The sequence below is a fragment of the Paenibacillus sp. FSL H7-0716 genome (assembly GCF_038002705.1).
In the GTDB taxonomy this organism is placed as follows: Bacteria; Bacillota; Bacilli; order Paenibacillales; family Paenibacillaceae; genus Paenibacillus_AQ; species Paenibacillus_AQ odorifer.
Genome location: NZ_JBBODA010000045.1, coordinates 1 through 18,945, shown reverse-complemented (window position 1 = coordinate 18,945; position 18,945 = coordinate 1). Strand labels below are relative to the sequence as shown.

General features: G+C 45.2%; 18 protein-coding genes and 1 tRNA gene. 4 read left to right on the top strand and 15 right to left on the bottom strand.

Features of this window, described 5'->3' with window-relative positions; translation table 11 throughout:
* Positions 1-29: 29 nt before the first annotated feature.
* Positions 30-875 (top strand): GNAT family N-acetyltransferase, encoded by an 846-nt coding sequence (locus tag MHH60_RS30090; protein ID WP_076134639.1) that lies wholly within the window; start codon positions 30-32, stop codon positions 873-875.
* Between the two features lie 96 nt (positions 876-971).
* Here the strand turns inward: MHH60_RS30090 and MHH60_RS30085 are convergent, their stop codons facing one another.
* The 4 genes from MHH60_RS30085 to MHH60_RS30070 form a co-directional block, all read right to left on the bottom strand.
* On the bottom strand, positions 972-1,739 hold the full coding sequence (locus tag MHH60_RS30085; RefSeq protein WP_076134640.1) for a hypothetical protein: 768 nt from the start codon (positions 1,737-1,739) through the stop codon (positions 972-974).
* Position 1,740: 1 nt separating this feature from the next.
* Positions 1,741-2,193: a flavodoxin gene (locus MHH60_RS30080; protein WP_076134641.1), complete on the bottom strand. Its 453-nt coding sequence runs from the start codon at positions 2,191-2,193 to the stop codon at positions 1,741-1,743.
* A 171-nt stretch (positions 2,194-2,364) separates the two neighbouring features.
* Positions 2,365-2,730: a VOC family protein gene (locus MHH60_RS30075; protein WP_036685723.1), complete on the bottom strand. Its 366-nt coding sequence runs from the start codon at positions 2,728-2,730 to the stop codon at positions 2,365-2,367.
* An 85-nt stretch (positions 2,731-2,815) separates the two neighbouring features.
* Positions 2,816-3,646, bottom strand: coding sequence for an AraC family transcriptional regulator (locus MHH60_RS30070; RefSeq protein ID WP_076134642.1), 831 nt, complete (start codon positions 3,644-3,646; stop codon positions 2,816-2,818).
* A gap of 231 nt (positions 3,647-3,877) precedes the next feature.
* On the opposite strand from MHH60_RS30070, the gene MHH60_RS30065 reads away from it, so the two are divergent.
* Together MHH60_RS30065 and MHH60_RS30060 are read left to right on the top strand one after the other, a co-directional pair.
* Positions 3,878-4,741 carry a class I SAM-dependent methyltransferase gene (locus MHH60_RS30065; protein WP_036685718.1) on the top strand — a complete coding sequence of 288 codons (864 nt, stop codon included), beginning with the start codon at positions 3,878-3,880 and terminating at the stop codon, positions 4,739-4,741.
* 3 nt (positions 4,742-4,744) lie between these two features.
* Positions 4,745-5,491 carry an RluA family pseudouridine synthase gene (locus MHH60_RS30060; protein ID WP_076134643.1) on the top strand — a complete coding sequence of 249 codons (747 nt, stop codon included), beginning with the start codon at positions 4,745-4,747 and terminating at the stop codon, positions 5,489-5,491.
* 632 nt (positions 5,492-6,123) lie between these two features.
* Here the strand turns inward: MHH60_RS30060 and MHH60_RS30055 are convergent.
* The 7 genes from MHH60_RS30055 to MHH60_RS30025 all read right to left on the bottom strand — a co-directional run bounded on the left by MHH60_RS30055 (position 6,124) and on the right by MHH60_RS30025 (position 14,546).
* Positions 6,124-6,249, bottom strand: coding sequence for a hypothetical protein (locus MHH60_RS30055; protein WP_256715093.1), 126 nt, complete (start codon positions 6,247-6,249; stop codon positions 6,124-6,126).
* Positions 6,246-6,677: a MarR family winged helix-turn-helix transcriptional regulator gene (locus MHH60_RS30050; protein ID WP_076127601.1), complete on the bottom strand. Its 432-nt coding sequence runs from the start codon at positions 6,675-6,677 to the stop codon at positions 6,246-6,248. Before MHH60_RS30050 ends, MHH60_RS30055 begins: the two co-directional genes overlap by 4 nt.
* Positions 6,678-6,869: 192 nt before the next feature.
* Entirely contained in the window at positions 6,870-9,311 is a 2,442-nt protein-coding gene (gene gyrA, locus MHH60_RS30045) for a DNA gyrase subunit A (protein WP_076134644.1), read from the bottom strand.
* A 178-nt stretch (positions 9,312-9,489) separates the two neighbouring features.
* The gene (gene parE / locus MHH60_RS30040) at positions 9,490-11,472 is read right to left on the bottom strand and encodes a DNA topoisomerase IV subunit B (protein WP_076127597.1); all 1,983 of its coding nucleotides are present in this window, start codon (positions 11,470-11,472) and stop codon (positions 9,490-9,492) included.
* Between the two features lie 169 nt (positions 11,473-11,641).
* Positions 11,642-12,631 carry an ABC transporter permease gene (locus MHH60_RS30035; protein WP_036685819.1) on the bottom strand — a complete coding sequence of 330 codons (990 nt, stop codon included), beginning with the start codon at positions 12,629-12,631 and terminating at the stop codon, positions 11,642-11,644.
* Entirely contained in the window at positions 12,624-13,604 is a 981-nt protein-coding gene (locus tag MHH60_RS30030) for an ABC transporter ATP-binding protein (RefSeq protein WP_076134645.1), read from the bottom strand. The genes MHH60_RS30035 and MHH60_RS30030 overlap by 8 nt, the downstream gene beginning before the upstream one ends.
* Positions 13,605-13,706: 102 nt before the next feature.
* On the bottom strand, positions 13,707-14,546 hold the full coding sequence (locus MHH60_RS30025) for a GDSL-type esterase/lipase family protein (protein ID WP_076134646.1): 840 nt from the start codon (positions 14,544-14,546) through the stop codon (positions 13,707-13,709).
* 239 nt (positions 14,547-14,785) lie between these two features.
* Here MHH60_RS30025 and MHH60_RS30020 point away from each other — a divergent pair.
* Positions 14,786-14,858: transfer RNA gene (locus MHH60_RS30020), tRNA-Lys, on the top strand.
* Between the two features lie 133 nt (positions 14,859-14,991).
* Here MHH60_RS30020 and MHH60_RS30015 read toward each other — a convergent pair.
* The 4 genes from MHH60_RS30015 to MHH60_RS30000 form a co-directional block, all read right to left on the bottom strand.
* On the bottom strand, positions 14,992-15,708 hold the full coding sequence (locus tag MHH60_RS30015; RefSeq protein ID WP_036685704.1) for a CAP domain-containing protein: 717 nt from the start codon (positions 15,706-15,708) through the stop codon (positions 14,992-14,994).
* Positions 15,709-16,011: 303 nt separating this feature from the next.
* A complete protein-coding gene (locus MHH60_RS30010) occupies positions 16,012-17,976 on the bottom strand; it encodes a WG repeat-containing protein (protein WP_076134647.1) in 1,965 nt (654 codons plus the stop codon).
* A 402-nt stretch (positions 17,977-18,378) separates the two neighbouring features.
* Complete coding sequence (locus MHH60_RS30005; protein WP_076134648.1) at positions 18,379-18,663, bottom strand: hypothetical protein; 285 nt, start codon at positions 18,661-18,663, stop codon at positions 18,379-18,381.
* 85 nt (positions 18,664-18,748) lie between these two features.
* On the bottom strand, positions 18,749-18,945 hold a 197-nt coding region (locus MHH60_RS30000), incomplete at its 5' end, for a hypothetical protein (protein WP_341161195.1).

Genomic DNA, 18,945 nt, shown 5'->3' with positions numbered 1-18,945 from the left:
GTTCAAATACACTTTAGGGGGAAACGGGTTTGACGACTGCCGACACTTTTAAGAATATTGAGGAATTACAACAACGCTGTGAGCAATATGAAGGAATCTCATTAAAACTGAATTGGGATATGCTCCGCCAGCCATCAAGTACAGGTGATACGGAATGGCTCGTGACTTATGAGGACGAATTACTGGTCGGTTTCTTAGGACTCTATGGTTTTGGAAGCGATATGGAGGTCTGCGGCATGGTTCGGCCAGGCTACCGTCGACGCGGAATCTTCACCTCTCTGTGGAACCGAGCACAAACCATAATCAAGCGCAATAACGTCTCTACTCTTCTTCTGAATGCACCCGCCGCTTCTTCATCCGGAACTGCTTTCCTGCAAACCTTACCTCTACAGTTCAATCACGCTGAATATCAAATGAAATGGGATGGCAATTCCATGGTTTCTTCTGATGTTAGCTCAGCAACAGGGACTGTGGTCTTACGGCCAGCTCGTGAAGAAGAGGCACACATTCTGGTTGAACTGGATTGTGGAGGTTTTGATATGAAGACAGAAGATGCTACCGAGCAGTATGAGTTGCACAAACAGGAAGGTATGCAAGAGAATATTATGATCGAGATGGACGGCAGGCCTGTTGGAAAAATGCGAGTGTGGACTGAAGATAATGAATCCTGGATCTATGGATTTACTGTCGACAAAAGGCTACGCGGGCTTGGCATTGGCCGCAGCGCCCTTCTTCAGACCATCGAACGAGAGCGCCAAAATTATAATGGTGTAAATCTGGAGGTCGCACTGGATAATCCCAATGCACTTAAGCTGTATGAGAGCTGCGGCTTTGTCATTCAGAATAAACAGGATTATTACCGATATATCGGCTAATCCCCAGACCTACTCTTGAGATTTTAATAAAGCAGTCACAATAAGACCTCCTTACTTGCTGGTGTTCTAACCTGCAGATAAGGAGGTCTATATTTATTATAGTAAATAATTCGCTTCGCCTCTCTCATTTCTACGATCGCTGCAGCTTAAGGAACCGTCAGCTAACACTTCCCGCTCAAGAAATACGGATAACAAACGCACATAATCCAGTGACTCCATAAGCGAGATTGCCTCTCCATCAAAGCAGTATTTACGTCCATCCAGCAGCGAGAAAACTTCCACGGTCTCCGCTGGCTCACCATAAGCATGATGGCAAAAAACATTGGCCATATGCATAAATCCAGTGATGATATCCTCATTGCCATTAACCATAAACTTCTGAATGTTCACGCTTCGGCCACTTTTTGAAGAGTTCCAAGCCAGCTGCGTAATCATCGATAACTCCAAATTCAGCGCTGGAACTGGGACATGCCACTGTTCATATAACATCACTGGAATCTCCTGTAGATGATTGCTTGTAACGATACGCATAAGCTCATCAGCTACACTCGTTTTGATATCCCAATATTGCAAAAGGGAGGGAAAAGCATCTCCCCTAGGAGGCCACCGGCGCTCTAACAGAAATTGTATAGGTGTCTCTCTTCGCACTTCCGGCAACAGACTATAGAAGTCATTTAGCGTATGCCCCACAGCATATTGAACCTGCTGGCGCCAACGTGGGAGCCCCGTCGCTGGAGCTCCGCTAGCTAAATTCTCAGTCCCGCCCAGCATAATATGCTCCATGCGATAATCGTGCAGCCGTTTATATGGAGGGGTATGTACATCCCTTGGTTTGTTAAACCAACTTCCCACTGGCCCACCCATCTTAGGTTACCGCCATACAGGCTTCGATAAATTGACGGCCGAATTGACGGCAGGCTTCTTTTTCGGCAGCATTAGGGCCATACTCTATCTTTAGGCTATCTTGCAAAATGACTGCTCCACGCTCCTTGAGCTTCTCCTCAATAACATCCACTGCCCCACAATAAATGGCGTAGCCTGTATCTCCACTACCAAAAACTGCTGACTTCATAGCAGTCAAATCAAGTTCATCCATCTCCTCATAGAAATCAAGAGCTTCATCCGGCAACTCTCCGTCTCCCCAAGTATATGCCCCTAGCAGAACGCCTTCATATGATTTTATCTCAATCGCATTACATTCAGTGACCGACTTCAAAACAGCCTCACCGCCTGCTTGGCGTATTCCTTCTACAATCAATTCAGCCATTTCCTCAGTGTTCCCAGTTAAACTAGCATATGCCACAAGCACTTTAGCCATAAACTCCTGTTCCTCCCCTACTAACACCTTAAATTTAAATCATATACGCTTCACCTCATTCTATTTGATAATGATTATCATTGTCAATAAATAAAGTTAAAAAAACGCAAACTCTCCGTTATTACACACGGTTGAGGTTTGCGCTCCGTCTCATTTTTCTTAAAAAGAAGCTTAATAAGCACCTTCCAGCAAGGTTATGTGATTTCCATCAGGATCACGAAAATTCATTTCTTTACCGCCATATTCCATCGTAACAGGTGGCTGACAATCCAGGCCCTTAGCTTTCAACTGCTCGTATGTCTCATCCAGATTATCACAGCCGAATACTAAATTAACAAAACCTGTCGTAAGATTTTCCCACTTTGCAGCATCCCAAATAATAATTCCCGGCTGTTTCTTGTCAAAGCCAAGCTTTGCCCCGTCGAAATTACCGTAACCTTCGAAAGGCATAGGAATTCCTAGTACCTCCGTATAAAATTTAGCTGACACCGCAGTATCTTTAGTGTAAATGTTAGTCCCTTCAAAAGACGAAATCATAACTTGTCCCCTCTCATTCTCATAATATGTCTCATTTCTTACTTAGGTTTAGTCTAACAAGGTTGACACGCTTTGTATTGCAAAATTACGACATTCTTCGGCCTGCATAGACCAAGGCTTCAAGTGGAGTTCGTCCTGCATATTTTTTGAAATTATTGATAAAATGGGACTGGTGACTGTAACCATACGCGAAAATAAGATCCTGCATATTCTTTGTCTGCTCAGGTAGATGACACATCTCCCGCCATACATTCTGAAACCGCACGAGATCTGCTGTTTTTTTGGGTGATATACCTATATATTCTTGAAAAAGCCGTTCAAGTTGTCGTCTGCTTAAATTAGAACTGGTCACCAAATCCTCAGCGGTCACAATCCCTTTTTGTTTAACCATTGTATAGACTGCGTTCATCATCCGATCGTTAGTCCGCCCTCTACGCTCAAGACGACGAAGCAGATAGGCTTCAGCGGCTGCAATCCTTTCGTCCATCGAGTTTACTTTCTCTAATAGATGACCAAGCTCTTTTTTAAATGTGCCAAAATATTGTTCTACATCGACATGTGCATTCAAGACATTCCGCAGATGATCATCTGCAAAAAAATGAACTGCCCAGAAATGAAATCGGACCCCAAAGGTTGAACTCCCCCCTGGCTTTCTGTCTGACGAGACTTCAAATGGAGTGTCATTGATGCCGGAGAAAAAAGTGTTTGTATTGCCTGATTCTCTATCCAAATCCCAAATAATATCCATACAGGTGTCCGGAATTATTGTCTCCGTCTCAGGTTGTTGTATAGACTCCACATCTACAGAACCCCAAAAACAGCGAATAAACGGCTGCAAGGCTTGGCTGGGCAGAAACTCACTAGTGTGGTTGGGTTTTGCAGTTAAAGGGAAATACAGCGGTGAGAGATTGAACATAGCTTTAGTTCTCCGATCGTAAATAGGGTAAGAACTCTACTATCTGATCATACACAATCAAGTCTTTCAGCACCAGTTGAATAGCCGCATAAGCATGGCAATATTATACACTTCATTAGCATTGGACAAAATAATTGGTGAAGCTGGCTGAGGCGTAATTTGTTTGTAGCAATCAGGTGAAATGTTGTACAATAAAGGCTAAATGAATTTTTTTGAAGGATGGATTAAATCATGTATATAGCGAGCGATTGGAAAGACTATGAAGTAATTGATACAGGCGGTGGAGAGAAGCTCGAACGCTGGGGCGATATTATCTTGCGTCGTCCTGATCCACAGATTATTTGGCCTCTAAATAATGAGACCGCTAAATGGCGTGATGTGCACGGACATTATCACCGTTCCTCCGCTGGTGGCGGACAATGGGAAATGAAAAAAACGATTCCGGACGATTGGAAGATTAGCTATGGTAAATTAAAATTCCACTTACGTCCTACAAACTTCAAGCATACAGGACTATTCCCTGAACAAGCAGCTAACTGGAGCTGGATGATGGACAAGATTGCAGCGGCTAACCGTCCAATCTCAGTGCTGAATCTTTTTGCTTACACAGGTGGAGCTACTGTGGCAGCGGCGAGTGCCGGTGCGTCTGTCGTTCACGTGGATGCAGCCAAAGGTATGGTGCAGTGGGCGAAAGAAAACGTTCAGCTGTCTGGTCTTGGAGAACGTCCAGTCCGCTTTATCACGGATGATGTATTCAAGTTCGTACAACGTGAACAACGCCGCGGCAGTAAATATGACGCAATTATTATGGACCCTCCTTCTTACGGAAGAGGACCTGGTGGAGAAATGTGGAAGCTTGAATCAAGCTTGTACCCTTTCCTTGAGAGCTGTATGGAGATTATGAGCGACAACCCTTTGTTCATGCTCATTAATTCCTACACCACTGGAATTTCTCCAACTGTACTGCGCAACATGTTGTCCATGACCATGGGCAAACGTTATGGCGGAAAGCTTACCTCCGGCGAAATTGGTCTTCCGATCACCTCCTCCGGCATGAATCTGCCATGTGGTATCCTGGGTCGCTGGGAGGCGTAAGCCATGACACAGCATAGTTCAGGCAACAATGAGGCTGTAAGCGGCGGATCGCAACGCTTTGAAGTGTTGTACGAAGACAACCATCTTCTGGGGATTGTAAAACCCGTGAATATTCCTGTTCAGGAGGATGCAACAGGCGATCCTGACCTGCTGAACCTGTTGAAAGAAGATGTGAAGGAACGTTTCAACAAACCCGGCAAAGTCTATATGGGTCTGGTCCACCGTTTGGACCGACCGGTTGGGGGGGCAATGATTTTTGCCAAGACTTCCAAAGCGGCTTCAAGACTATCCGAGAGTGTCCGTACTCACGGCTTTCATAAGGTGTATTTAACAGTCGTGCATGGTAAACCGCCAGCCACTCGTGGCCGTCTTACAGATACGCTGCTTAAAGACGCAAAGAGTAACACCGTCACTGTGGTTCGAAAAGGAACTCCCGGCGGCAAGGAAGCCATTCTGGATTACACAGTGCTTGACAGTGCAGAAGGATACAGCCTGCTTAAGATTGATTTACTTACAGGGCGTTCCCACCAAATACGGGTGCAGCTGAGTTCGATCGGCTGCCCATTATACGGTGATCAGAAGTACGGGGCTTCAGTGAACAGACCGGGGCAACAAATTGCGTTATGGTCAGCACTTGTAGGATTCCCTCACCCTGTTACTAAAGAAGAAGTGGAACTCATCTCTCTGCCCCCACAAACCCATCCTTGGGATCTGTGGCCGCGTGAAACACTACAAAAAGGGCTGTCCTAAAGCAGTTCTTTCTAGGCATTGAAACGATAAAAACGAGGCAGTGATTCTCCGGTTAGTGGAGAATCACTGCCTCGTTTTTGTTTCTGCGTCTGCTACTTGAACAGACTATGGGAATAGGGTCCACGCTGGAGTGTTCTTCCTAGCTCCGCAGAATATGCTTAGTCCGATTATTCTAGCCGGGCATTGAAGATCCCTTTGAGATTAAACATCCTTTCGAGATTAAACATTTCTTCTACCTTCCAACCTGAACTTAGCCAACTGATCCACCGCTCTGTTAGCGGTGGATCAGCAGTGGAACAGCAATGGCTCAGCAGTGGTTCAGCAGTGGATCCTAGATGGAATCTGAAATAAAAAGTAAGATAACTGCATTCTATACACTTATTCCGAATAAAAAAGCAATAGATCGGATTTTAAGTGTACTCTTTACAATTAAAAATCAAGAAAACTGCAAAAAGAGAAGTTAATCAAGAAAATAGTTGTATAAAGTACAGTTATATTTCATCAATCGAGTTATTAGTAAATAATAGCTGTACAAAATACAACTAAATGCATTTAAAAGCCCCTACATGTTTCTACTTACTTCTAGATGCCACTAAATACCTATAAATTCTTTCAAACGCTTCTAATTAATTCTATATTCCTCTATGACGTAGATCATTCAGAACCTGTTCCGCTTCTTGGGATGGCAGATCAGACAGATTCTGAAATGGACCTGTAGATTCATCATAGTAGTGATACAGCCAAGCTATTTGCTTCAAGGTGTTGAGCCCTCCGGTGTGGTTGTAACAACCATTTTGCCCATTAAGTAGAGCAGTAACTGTTGGTTATGAGAGGAGATCGGATCAAGCGCTTCCGCAAAAAAGTCACTGCGGATCTTTAGACCCCGTGCAGTTTCTTCCATTCCAGTCTCCGTTATGCTCACCCATACAATCCGCCGGTCCGAAGCATCTCTTTCCCGTACAATAAGCTCATGCTTCTCCATCCGATCAAGTAACATCGTAACCGCAGCAGGACTGGTCGCCAAATGTGGAGCCAGATCAGAAGGCTTCATGGCGTCGCGTTCCTGAAGCAGTTCAAGTACAGTAAGTTGGGCATCCGTCAGCGTTGGAGCAAGATTACTGTCCATATGTAATTTATAATCTTTTAAAATCTTATGCCAAATTTTACTGAATTCAGAAGCATGCACACTTATTCCTTCCTTTCCTCGCGGTTCTATCCGGTATATCTACATTTTCGCGAAACAACTTCCATTTCCTGCAAACGAAGAAAAAATAAATCTGCCGGACCTTCAGCATAAAAAAATAAAAAACGACGCTTAGTCAACCCTCCAAAAGAGCGGACTAAACGCCGTTATAAATTCACTTGTTAATCGCTAGTTTTAATGAACTGATGGGAAAAGATTTATGATCTCATCCTTTTTCTCCACAGCTACAATTTGTTTGCCTGTAGAACGACGCTCGCCCAGCGGCGCTGATTCAGAGGAGAACGTATGGTGGGCATTCTCACGGGTAACAGCGTTCAGTTCCAACGGCTCCTTGCAATAGAAAGCCCCTGCTAATCTGCTGCCATTTGGACGAATTCGTTTGCCTTCCTTGAATTCGAAGGTTGGCATTCCTTTGCCACCACGGCTTTGTGATGGATAATCCACAAGTAATGAACGTTTCGCATAACCAATATCAGAAATGGCAAGGATTTCGCCTTCATCTTCGCTGACCCAGAAGCAGGAAATCACCTCGTCGCCCTCGCGCAGCTGAATTCCTCTTACACCAGATGCAACGCGCCCCATAGGGTTAACCTCATTCTCATGGAATCGGATACTCATTCCCTCACGGGTGACCAGCACAATGTCCTTGTCATTCGTACTAGAAGCCACTGTAATGATCTCATCACCCTCGGCTACCTTACAGGCCGCTACAGCTCCAGAACGGCTTGTAGAGTATTCCTTGAGCTCTGTACGCTTCACCTGACCCCGACGGGTGACAAACACAAGGCTCTGCTGCGGATCATCTAGATTATTAACCGGAATCACACTAACGATTCCATCCCCTTTAGACAATCCAATAACATTCACAATCGCTGTACCAGGCTCTTTCCATTTAAACTCCGGAATCTGGTGCACAGGAAGCAAGAAGTATTGCCCCTTGCGGGTAAATACCAGCAGACTGTCACGGGTATTTACATCCAGCAGCCTGACGATATGGTCGCCTTCTTTGACTCCTGAGGTATGACGCTCCCCACCAGAACGGGTGAAGGAAAGCATACTAGTCCGCTTAATATAACCATCTGCTGAAAGAGCAACGAGCACATCCTCCGCGTTGACCAGCGCTTCAAGGCTAACCTTGAGTTCCTCGACTTCGCCTTGAATCAGAGAACGGCGATCAATGCCGTATTTGTCGCGAATCTCCAGCAGTTCCTTACGGATCACAGCAACTAGCTTTTTGTCGCTTTCCAAAATGCCACGCAGATGTGTAATCTTTGCCATCATTTCATCTAACTCTTTCTGGAGTGAAGTGATCTCCAGATTGGTCAGACGATACAATTGCAAAGTAAGGATCGAATCGGCTTGGCGTTCACTGAAGCCGAACATCCATACGAGATTGTTTTGAGCATCCTGACGGTTTTTCGACGCTTTGATCGCAGCGATGACCTCATCCAGGATGTTCAGTGCTTTAACTAAACCCTCTAAAACATGAGCACGGTCTTCAGCGCGTTCCAGATCGAACTGGGTGCGATGAGTCACAACTTCACGCTGATGCGCGATATAAGCTTCCAGGATGGCTTTTAGACCAAGCTGCTGAGGTGCTTTGTTAACAATAGCAACCATATTGAAGTTATAGGTGATTTGAAGATCGGTTTTTTTGAGCAGATACGCCAACACGCCTTGAGCATCCGCCTCTTTTTTGAGTTCGACTACAATCCGCAGTCCCTCACGGCCGCTCTCATCACGAACCTCGGCAATGCCATCGATCTTTTTCTCCAGACGAATATTCTCCATGGAAGTAACCAGCCGTGATTTTACAATCTGGAATGGTACTTCTGTGATCACGATTTGCTGCTTGCCGCCCCGCATATTCTCAATCTCCGTCTTGGAGCGCAGGTAAATACGGCCTTTACCAGTGCGGTAAGCATCCATGATGCCGTCTCCGCCCATGATCGTGCCGCCTGTAGGGAAATCCGGACCTTTCATGAAGGTCATAATTTCTTCCAGCTCAATATTTGGTTTCTGCATCACTGCGATACAGGCGTCAATTACTTCACGCAGATTATGTGGCGGAATTTCAGTGGCAAAACCAGCAGAAATCCCACTCGTGCCATTTACGAGCAGATTCGGATAACGGGAAGGAACCACAACAGGCTCTTTGGCGGTATTGTCAAAGTTATCTTTAAACAAGACCGTCCGCTTCTCGATATCACGCATCATCTCCATTGCAATGGGAGACAGCCGTGCTTCTGTATAACGCATTGCCGCTGCTGGGTCATCGTCCATGGAGCCCCAGTTGCCGTGACCGTCAACTAGCACATGCCCCATCTTCCAAGGCTGTGCCATACGTACCATACCATCGTAAATAGAGGAGTCACCATGTGGATGGTAATTACCCATTACATCTCCGACAGTTTTAGCTGACTTGCGGTACGGCTTGTCAGGCGTGTTGCCGGAGTCGTACATCGCATAAAGAATCCGGCGCTGCACGGGTTTAAGTCCATCACGGACATCGGGGATTGCCCGGTCCTGAATAATATATTTGGAATACCGACCAAAGCGGTCACCGACGACCTCTTCCAGAAATGCCGGCAAAAATTGTTCTGATAAACTACTCACTTTGCTCACCTTCTGTTCCTCAAACTGCCCGTTTTAAAATAGTGTAGTGATCCTCAGGTACTTCAGGGATTTTTGGAATTCCGGGCACTATCGCTCCTACAGTTCCAAAATCCCCCTAGGTCCCATAAATCACCAAGCTCTTAGAAAATCGGGATTATCGTCACTTGCAGCACTGACATTACTCTACAATTTCGGTGAAATCGACATTTTCAACAATCCAGCGTTTACGTGGATCGACTTTGTCACCCATAAGTGTTGAAACACGGCGCTCCGCCTTAGCAGCATCCTCAATCTGTACCTGAAGCAGCGTACGCGATTCTGGATTCATCGTCGTCTCCCACAGCTGATCGGGGTTCATCTCACCCAATCCTTTATAACGCTGAAGCTCGAAGTTTTTGCCGAATTCCTTTAAGTAATTTTGCAGCTCTTCATCACTCCAGGCATACCTTACGGTCTCCAGCTTACCCGTTTTGCGGGTCAACTTATAAAGTGGAGGCTGAGCGATAAAGACCTTGCCTGCATCTAATAAAGGCTTCATATAACGATAGAAAAATGTCAGCAGCAGCACCTGAATATGCGCTCCATCGGTATCGGCATCGGTCATAATGATAATTTTGGAATAATTGCTGTCTTCGACAGTGAAATCCGGACCAATTCCAGCACCTATTGTAGATATAATTGCTTTATACTCGTCGTTCTTCAGGATGTCCAGCAGCTTAGCTTTCTCCGGATTCATCGGTTTACCTTTTAGCGGCAATATCGCTTGAATCTTAGAGTCACGGCCTTGCTTAGCCGAACCACCGGCGGAATCACCTTCCACGATGAACAGCTCCGTACGTGTAACGTCCTTTGATTGTGCAGGAGACAGCTTACCTCCAAGATTCGAGCTTTCACTGCGTTTCTTACCCGTGCGGATCTCATCGCGGGCTTTACGTGCCGCTTCCCGGGCTTTCGACGCTTGAATCGATTTCTTCAGCAGGCTCTGCGCAACTTGTGGGTTCTCTTCCAAGAAACGCGCCATATTTTCAGAAACGATATAATCTACTGCACTACGGGCGGAAGCACTGCCAAGCTGATCCTTAGTCTGTCCAACAAATTCAACCTCGGACATTTTTACACTGATGACAGCCATCATGCCTTCCCGCAGATCATTACCTTCCAGGTTTTTATCTTTTTCTTTAAGCAATTGCGTGCGGCGGGCATATTCATTTAATACACGAGTGTACGCAGTTTTAAAGCCGGTCTCATGTGTGCCCCCGCTGCGAGTTGGAATGGAGTTTACGAAGGAAGCCAAGGTTTCTGTATAGCCTCCGTTGTATTGCAGAGCTACTTCCACCTCGATATCATCCTTTTCTGCACTGAAATGAATAACATCATGGAGTACATCCTTACCTTCGTTGAGGAACTGCACAAATTGACTGGCTCCGCCTTCATAAAAGAACTCATCCTGACGGTTGCTCCGCTCATCTTGCAGTGTAATACGCAGACCGGAATTCAGAAAAGCAATCTCCTGAACCCGCTCTGCCAGCGTGTCATAATTCAGAGCAATTCCATTTGGGAAGACACGAATATCTGGCTTGAAAGTAATTTTCGAACCCGTTTTATTGGTGTTACCCAGAACTTCAAGACCAGTTACAGGTTCGCCAACATGCTCTTTGCCCTTCTTGTCCACCCAGTACTCAAACCGCTGCCGATGGATTTTGCCCTCACGATAAATTTCGACTTCGAGCCATTCAGACAAAGCGTTTGTGACAGAAGCCCCTACGCCATGCAAACCGCCTGATTTTTTATAACCAGATCCACCGAACTTACCGCCCGCATGCAAAATTGTAAATACAACTTGCGGGGTAGGTACCCCTGTCTTATGCATTCCAGTTGGGATCCCCCGTCCATTATCGCTAACGGTTACCGAGCCATCCTTGCGAAGCAGTATGTCAATCTTTGTACAATACTTGGCTAAATGCTCATCTACGGCATTATCTACGATTTCCCATACTAAATGATGTAGTCCTGAAGAACTCGTACTGCCGATATACATGCCAGGTCGTTTGCGTACTGCAACCAGACCCTCGAGCACTTGAATGTCGTCAGCATCGTATCCAGTACGGCCATTCTCGCCGTTATTAGAAACTTCAGCAAACATATCGATCTGTTCGAGCATTCATGCTCCTCCTTCTTTTCTCTATACTAAGAAGAAACGGCTTGGCCGTCCTTTTTGTTAAGAACGGTATCCGTTACTGCCAAAAACCTGAGGATAGAATATAACGTGAAATTATACTCTCCTATATTTCTAAGAAATGCAAACAAACGTTTTGGTCACTTTGTTCATTCTAATTCAAAATATCCCTTTTCGTAAAGACGGCGAATGAAATGATCACCGAAGCGGCCCCCCATACAGCCAGCACAGCCATGGAAAATGACAAGGACATCCCTTCAATGGGGGCGGGAGTACCAGACAAATAGCTGGTCAGTCCAAGATTTACCATAAATAAATATTTCGCTGTTGTCCAGGCAGAGGCCATATTGGTCAGTATACTACCTGCAATCAGCGCTGCCATCATAACTACTATACTCGCCGCAGTACTGCGAACAAGCACCGAGATCATGAACGCGAGCAGTGCAACCACTACGCTGACGAACCAAATCAAACCACCTTGCATAAGCATATATTTCCACTGGGGCACTGCATGTACAGTAGACATATCTAGCGAATCACCACTGATTTTAAAGCCTGTAAAAACAGGAATGTTAAAACCTTTAAAACCAAAGGCGAGACCAGAGATAAAGTAACTGATTGCAAATGTGGAAAGTACGATAAGCGAGACAAACATTAACAGTGCTGTCATTTTGCTAAAAAGCACCTTCCACCGCTTGACCGGCCTAGTCAACAGCATTTTGATAGTTCCGGTTGTCCTTTCGGCCGAGACCAAATCTGAGGCCACCGCCATAATGAGCAACGGAATAAATAATGTAACCGAATTATCCATAAATTCTCGGGTAAAGGTAACCCCGCTAGGTTCATTCGGATTAACGTCATGGTGAAGATAATACTGAAGCTGTTGTACAAATATTCGCCGATAAGTCTTCCATTCCTCTGGAATCCGGTCACTTCCCAGTGAATTTTGATTATCGATAATCTGCTGCTGGATCTCAAGCCGCCAATCGGAATTAAACTTCTCCCGGCTCCGTTCGGCTGAACGCATCTGTGCATAGGTGAACATAGGCACCAGTACAATCAGAATCAGCAGTATAACATAAAACCGTTTCTTTTTTATAATCTTCAAGCACTCATTACGGATTAGCGGAAGCAAGTTACTCAACATTCTCACCCTCCGTTAGTTTCAAGAATAGCTGTTCCAGTGTCGGATTAATTTTATGCACAGCCCTCACCTCGATTTCAGCAGTAACCATTACGGCCACAATCTCGGGGATCAGATCCTGATCCATGATCGTTATTAAAGAATTGGAGCCCATCCCGGCAATAATTGAGTCATCCAAAGTGACGTCTTCCAGTTTCTGAATTTGAACATCTGAACGATCAGCCAGCATTTCCCGGGCCTCAGCAAAAGGCTCCAGCTCCCAAAGTACATACGGCGAATTACGAGCGATCAGCTCATCTACCGCACCTACTGCCAATACACGCCCTTTACTAATAATCGCTACACGGTCGCAAAGAAGCTGAATTTCACTAAGTAGATGGCTCGATACGAACACCGCCAGCCCTTCATCCGCCAGCTTGCGAATGAATTCCCGCAGCTCTTTAATGCCTTTAGGGTCAAGTCCATTCGTCGGCTCGTCCAAAATAAGCAGCCGTGGACGTCCCAACAACGCCTGCGCAATGCCTAATCGTTGTCTCATCCCAAGCGAGTATGTACTTACCTTATCATGTATCCGCTGATCTAATCGAACAATATCTACCACTTCGCTAATACGTTCATTGTCTACGCCAGGCTGCATCCGGGCAAAATGCTGCAAATTCTCCCATCCGGTCAAATAGGTATACACCTCAGGATTCTCAACGATAGAGCCTACATATTGCAATGCTTTTTCCGGATTTCGGTTCACATTGTACCCACATACTGTAATCTTGCCCTCAGTAGGTCGAATCAAATCCACAAGCATGCGGATCGTAGTCGTCTTCCCAGCGCCATTAGGCCCGAGAAAGCCGAAGATTTCCCCTTCTCTCACATCGAAAGTGACATCATCTATAATCCATTTTCGTCCTATTTTTTTACGTACCCCGTCTACAGACAAGACGACTGTGCCGGAGTCTTCACTATTCGTTTTTGTCATATTTAATTTAGCTCCTTGTGACTGTCATTTTCTCGGTTTGTACTTGCTCAAAGGGCATTTACCTACATGATCTTACTGCAAAATTTAACACTCACCTATATACTACTGCACAGCCTGTATGAACCGTTCTCCGATTCGCTGATAGCCATCACCATTAGGATGAAAATGATCGGTGGATAGATACTTGTCCAAATGTCTGTTAAACAAGTCAAACGTAGGAACCAAGGTCATGTTGCTATGCTTATTAATAATATCCATTGCCGTATTATTCCACTTCGTTACCGCTTGATTGCCTGGTGCCAGTAATTCTGGAATATCGCCAAAGGGATTATACAGCCCCATATAGTAAACTTGCGCATTCGGATTGATCTGTGAGATTTTATCGAGAATCTTCTCCAGTCTAGCTGCTGCTTCTGGCAGAGCGGCTAATAAAGACTCTGGAGTCAGCTCCTGCTCAGAGGTTGATGAAGTTGTGTTTCCTTGCTGCGCCCCATTATTCTCAAGAATATCCGAATCCTTAAACAGATCATTTCCTCCGACGGAAAGCAAAACAACATTCGACATGCGCAAGGCATACTCCACACCATCTTCGTTCAGTTTGCTTAACAGCCCCGCAGTAGTCAACCCGTTAATCCCCATATTGCCTAAAAAGTCTACGGTGACACCTTTTGCAGATAAACCAGTAACCGTACGCTTAACAAACCCTTCTCCGGTGTTATCGCCAGTTCCCTTGGTAAGCGAATCCCCGAGCGCAACAATTTTGAGGAGCTTGACAGTCTCCGTCACCGGTGCGACTGTTTGCTGAGGCAAGCTGCTCTCGGTAACCTCTCCGACCGGATAGATAATATCTTTAACCGCATAAACTAAACCAACCAGCAAAACTATAGTTGTTACTATGGAAATCAAGCTGACGCTGCGCCATGTCCATTTCGAATCCTTCAAAGCTATCCCTCCGTATGCCGTTCTATTATGTATTGTTCCACAATTTACAAAGATCTTAACTATGTTACATAAACATAATTCTTCCATGCAAGTTTTGCAAATGTCTAGCAGAGAAAAAAATCCCGCTGTTACAGTGTTTTTGCCGAGTAACGAGTGTGGACTTTTTTGAAAATAAAAAAATACTGGCTTTTTAATTAATGCCATTATATAATATTCACCGTTGACTCTTTAGACATTACGGGTTATTAGCTTAGCTGGTAGAGCAGCCGACTCTTAATCGGCAGGTCGCAGGTTCGACCCCTGCATAACCCATAGAGCTAGACAGGAGAAGTAAGGACAAGTTCCTTGCTTCTTTTTTTGTTGCATTTTTAATCTTCACCACACAAAAAAAACCGCTCCCCGACTTACATCGGAGAACGATTTCTTCCTGAAGCATCTACTCGTATTATTTACCAATAAACTCTTGAACCCAGTAATTATTATCATAACCTACACCGATATAATTGAAGTTAGCATTCAAAATATTAGCGCGGTGACCTGGACTATTCATCCATGCCTTCATTACTTCTTCTGGTGTTTTTTGTCCCATTGCGATGTTCTCGCCTGCGGCTTTATAAGTGATGCCAAAGGATTTCATCATATCAAAAGGTGAACCATACGTAGGTGAAGTATGTGAAAAATAGTTATTCGAACGCATATCCGTAGCTTTTGTAGCGGCAACTTTGTGCAGGCTGTCCAATCCAGCTACAGGTGACAAACCAGCTGCTGCACGTTCTTTGTTTACCAGAGTTACGATTTGCTGAACATAGGTTCCTTTATTGCTTACAGCACCTGTTGTAGTTGTATTATCTGTCGGCTTTGTTACAGTAGTTGTGTCTGCTGGCTTTGTAACCGGTTTTGTAGTTGTAGTTGTGGTCGTGTTGTCTTTGTTTGGTACTGTTCCAGTTTGCGGCTTAGTCACCACGATTGTGCTATTCGAAAAAGGGAATCCCTCAAGATTAGCTTGTTTAAAATATTGTAATATTTGCTCATAACTTGTGCCTTTTATTGTTACTGTCGATTCATTCGATGCCGCATTTGCTTCCAATGGAAGAGAAATACTAAGTGCCATAACAGCTGCCACGCTACCACCGATGATTGCTTTTAATGTCTTGTTCTTCAATCTGCCATCTCCTTTTTTCTTGCGTGTAATATATGCTTCTGCCTAGAGTGACCATCTACAAATGTTACAAAGTTGTAATTTGTTCCTCAGTTATTGTAGCATAAATCTCTCAAATGTGTGCTTCTAATTTTTTACATATAATAGTCTTGACTGTAAGATTTCCGATTCCTAGATACATTCGCTTTCTTTCGCTATTTTCCTGCCTAAAAATACCATTTCACCAGTTATTCGCGAAAAAAAGCATAAAAAAGTCGCCCTCCCCGAAAGGACGGCAACTTCAGCAAACCTATGGATACCTGGCGATTAATGAAACGACTGCCAGAACTCGCCCTCCGTAGAAATCAATCCCATGATCTCCGCATAAGGAATCCTGAAGGTTGGAAAACCTGCAGAATACGGAGCAATCTCATAAGGTGCGAAATACAGATACAACGCTTCATTATCCACAAAAAAGGGCTGATCCGAGGTAATTCCTTTATACGTATCCGGAAAAACATATGAATATTGTGGATCGTTCTCAATCTGTTTGCCAACAATTTTACTGAGCTTCTCCACATATCTGCTGCCCGGCTTGAACAAATCCCCCAGCCTATAGAACCTGCCGCTGCGCAAATTAATATGCGGATAGATTTTGGTAGGCATTCCATGAGCTGCTCCAAAAGGAAAACGATATCCGGTCAGCTCCAGCACCAGCAGGTTTTTACGGAAGAAAGAGACTGAAAAATCACCATTATAACTAAAGTCCTGGGAAACCCCTCCACTCCCAACGTCTTCAGCGAGAGATAGCTTGCGCAGCTTATCGTTAACCTCTCGCGAAACTTCCGCACTGGCAATCCCTTCAACGACCGGATAATACACCAGATAATCCCTGTTCGGTTTGTATTTCTTCTCCACTACGGAATAGGGAGGTCTCAGCGGAATGACTCCATTTTGGCGCCAAACCTGCTTTCCCTGCCGATCATAATAAGATGTGCGTTGATCTACATCTGCTCTTATCAAACGTCCGCTAAGGGTGAGTGTTCCTGCACCTGGAATAACTGGAGGCTGGGCTGCCTTTTTTCCACTTCTATCGATAAAATAGGTATCTTTTGCATCAAATACAGAAGCCAATCCCTCCTGGTAATTGTTCACGCCTAGCAGGGTGTGATTGCTCAGGACCGCTCCCGTTTCCGCATCTGCAATTACATAACGTGATCCGCGATAAGGCTGGCTGGGGAATACAGGCGTTCCAATGGCTACTCTGCCTTCCCCTAGCTGCAATACTTCATAATATTTTGCCGGGATGATCATTTTCCCATGTTTATCAATCAGCCCGTAGGCGTTGCCATAATCCTCAGCGGTATTCACCACCGCACGTCCCTCTGAAAAAGGTAACGCAGAGGTGAATTGCGGTTGAATGGCTACAGAACCATCCGTATTTAAATAGCCATATTTACCGTTTTCAGTCGCTTGATAGGCTAGCAAACCTTCTCCCGGACTTCCTACGAAAGGATGGTTATAAGTATGCAGAATATTCCCATCGGGATCCATGAGCGCATACTCTCCTTCTTTGATTTTAACCAAAGCCACCCCGTTCATAAAATCATTGGCATCTACATAAATCGCAGGCAGCACCACTTTGCCTTGCGCGTCCACATATCCATATAGCGATTGGCCACCGGTTGTATTTTGTTTTGAAAATAGTGCGCGCCCCTCATGTAATGAGTTCAAATAATCATACCGGGCGGACGTTACTTCTTTGCCTTTTTCATCAATAAAAGTGTACCCTTTTGCATCCGACACGACCGCGCGCTCTTCCGAAAAAGGCGCAATAAAAGAATAGATCGGCTTCACTCGTTCTCTTCCAGTGCTGTCAATAAGCCCGCTGCTATTTTTTCGCTGAACTACAGCAAGACCGTTCTTCTGAAAATCCTCAGCATATTCGTACCGGGGTTCAATCTGAACACGGCCTTCGTCATTAATATATCCCCAAAGTGTGCCCTCTTTGAGATTAAACGGCGCGGGATGCAGACCCGTGGTCCGCAGATCGTCCCCCACCCACTCCGGCAATAAGTATGGCGCCTCAAAAGGCTTATTAGAGTAATCTACACGATATAATCCCGCTTCTGCCGGAATCGTGACGAATAACTCCTCTTCCGTGCGTATGAAATCCTCATCCTGCTGAGTAATATATTCGTTCCAGCCAATGCCATCCCATTTCCATACATCCGCCTGTATCAAACCATTGTCATTCCCTTTCCCCAGCTCATTCAACCTAATCCTTAACATCCAGTCGCTCCCCTTTAACAAAGGCATTTGCCTATAGAATATGGGAGAACGTTAGTTTATGTGCTTTTTGATCTTTGGGGTTGGGGGGAGGCGTATTCCAGGATAAAAATACCGTGTTTCCTCCACAGTTGCTCGTTTCGGCGTACTTTAGGGCATTAATGCCTCTCTTTCCTCCTTCGTCGCTCGTTTCGGCGTATTCTAAGGCATTTTTGCCTCTCTTTCCTCCACCGTCGCTCGTTTCGGCGTATTCTAGGGCATTTTTGCCTCTCTTTCCTCCTCCTTCGCTCGTTTCGGCGTATTCTAGGGCATTAATGCCTCTCTTTCCTCCTCCGTCGCTCGTTTCGGCGTATTCTAGGGCATTTTTGCCTCTCTTTCCTCCACCTTCGCTCGTTTCGGCGTACTTTAGGGCATTAATGCCTCTCTTCCTCCTTCGTCGCTCGTTTCGGCGAATTCTAAGGCATTTTTGCCTCTCTTTCCTCCACCTTCGCTCGTTTCGGCGTATTCTAGGGCATTTTTGCCCCTCTTTCTCCCACGGTTGCTCTTTTCGCAGTATTCTAAGGCACTAATGACTCTCTTTCCCCCACGGTTGCTCGGTTCGGCTAGTTCTACGGGATTTATACCGTTCTTTCTCCTCACATAGCTCAGGTCGGCTAGTTCTTCGGGATTTATACCGTTCTTTCGCCCCACGTTGCAATTGATTTGTGGCGGTGATTGCCGTGTTCATGCTGACAATGTTGAGTGGATTGTGCTAGCCGTGTTTGTGTTGAAGATATTAATTGGTGTTGGTAATGGTGTTGGTAATGATGCTGTAGATGTTCCGTGGCGGTGATGGTACAACTATCGGGTGGAGTAAATCCAATTGGTGCAATATTAGATTTGATGGAGCAGGGGTGGCAATGTTGATTGAAGTTGGTGGTGGTAAGTAATGTTGATGTTGATGTTGATGTTGATGTTGATGTTGATGTTGAT

Bases quoted from the DNA above. Each gene is read 5' to 3' on its own strand.
- MHH60_RS30085 (WP_076134640.1), bottom strand. From the start codon at position 1,739: ATGGGTGGGCCAGTGGGAAGTTGGTTTAACAAACCAAGGGATGTACAT.
- MHH60_RS30080 (WP_076134641.1), bottom strand. From the start codon at position 2,193: ATGGCTAAAGTGCTTGTGGCATATGCTAGTTTAACTGGGAACACTGAG.
- MHH60_RS30075 (WP_036685723.1), bottom strand. From the start codon at position 2,730: ATGATTTCGTCTTTTGAAGGGACTAACATTTACACTAAAGATACTGCG.
- MHH60_RS30070 (WP_076134642.1), bottom strand. From the start codon at position 3,646: ATGTTCAATCTCTCACCGCTGTATTTCCCTTTAACTGCAAAACCCAAC.
- MHH60_RS30065 (WP_036685718.1), top strand. From the start codon at position 3,878: ATGTATATAGCGAGCGATTGGAAAGACTATGAAGTAATTGATACAGGC.
- MHH60_RS30060 (WP_076134643.1), top strand. From the start codon at position 4,745: ATGACACAGCATAGTTCAGGCAACAATGAGGCTGTAAGCGGCGGATCG.
- parE (WP_076127597.1), bottom strand. From the start codon at position 11,472: ATGCTCGAACAGATCGATATGTTTGCTGAAGTTTCTAATAACGGCGAG.
- MHH60_RS30030 (WP_076134645.1), bottom strand. From the start codon at position 13,604: ATGACAAAAACGAATAGTGAAGACTCCGGCACAGTCGTCTTGTCTGTA.
- MHH60_RS30010 (WP_076134647.1), bottom strand. From the start codon at position 17,976: ATGTTAAGGATTAGGTTGAATGAGCTGGGGAAAGGGAATGACAATGGT.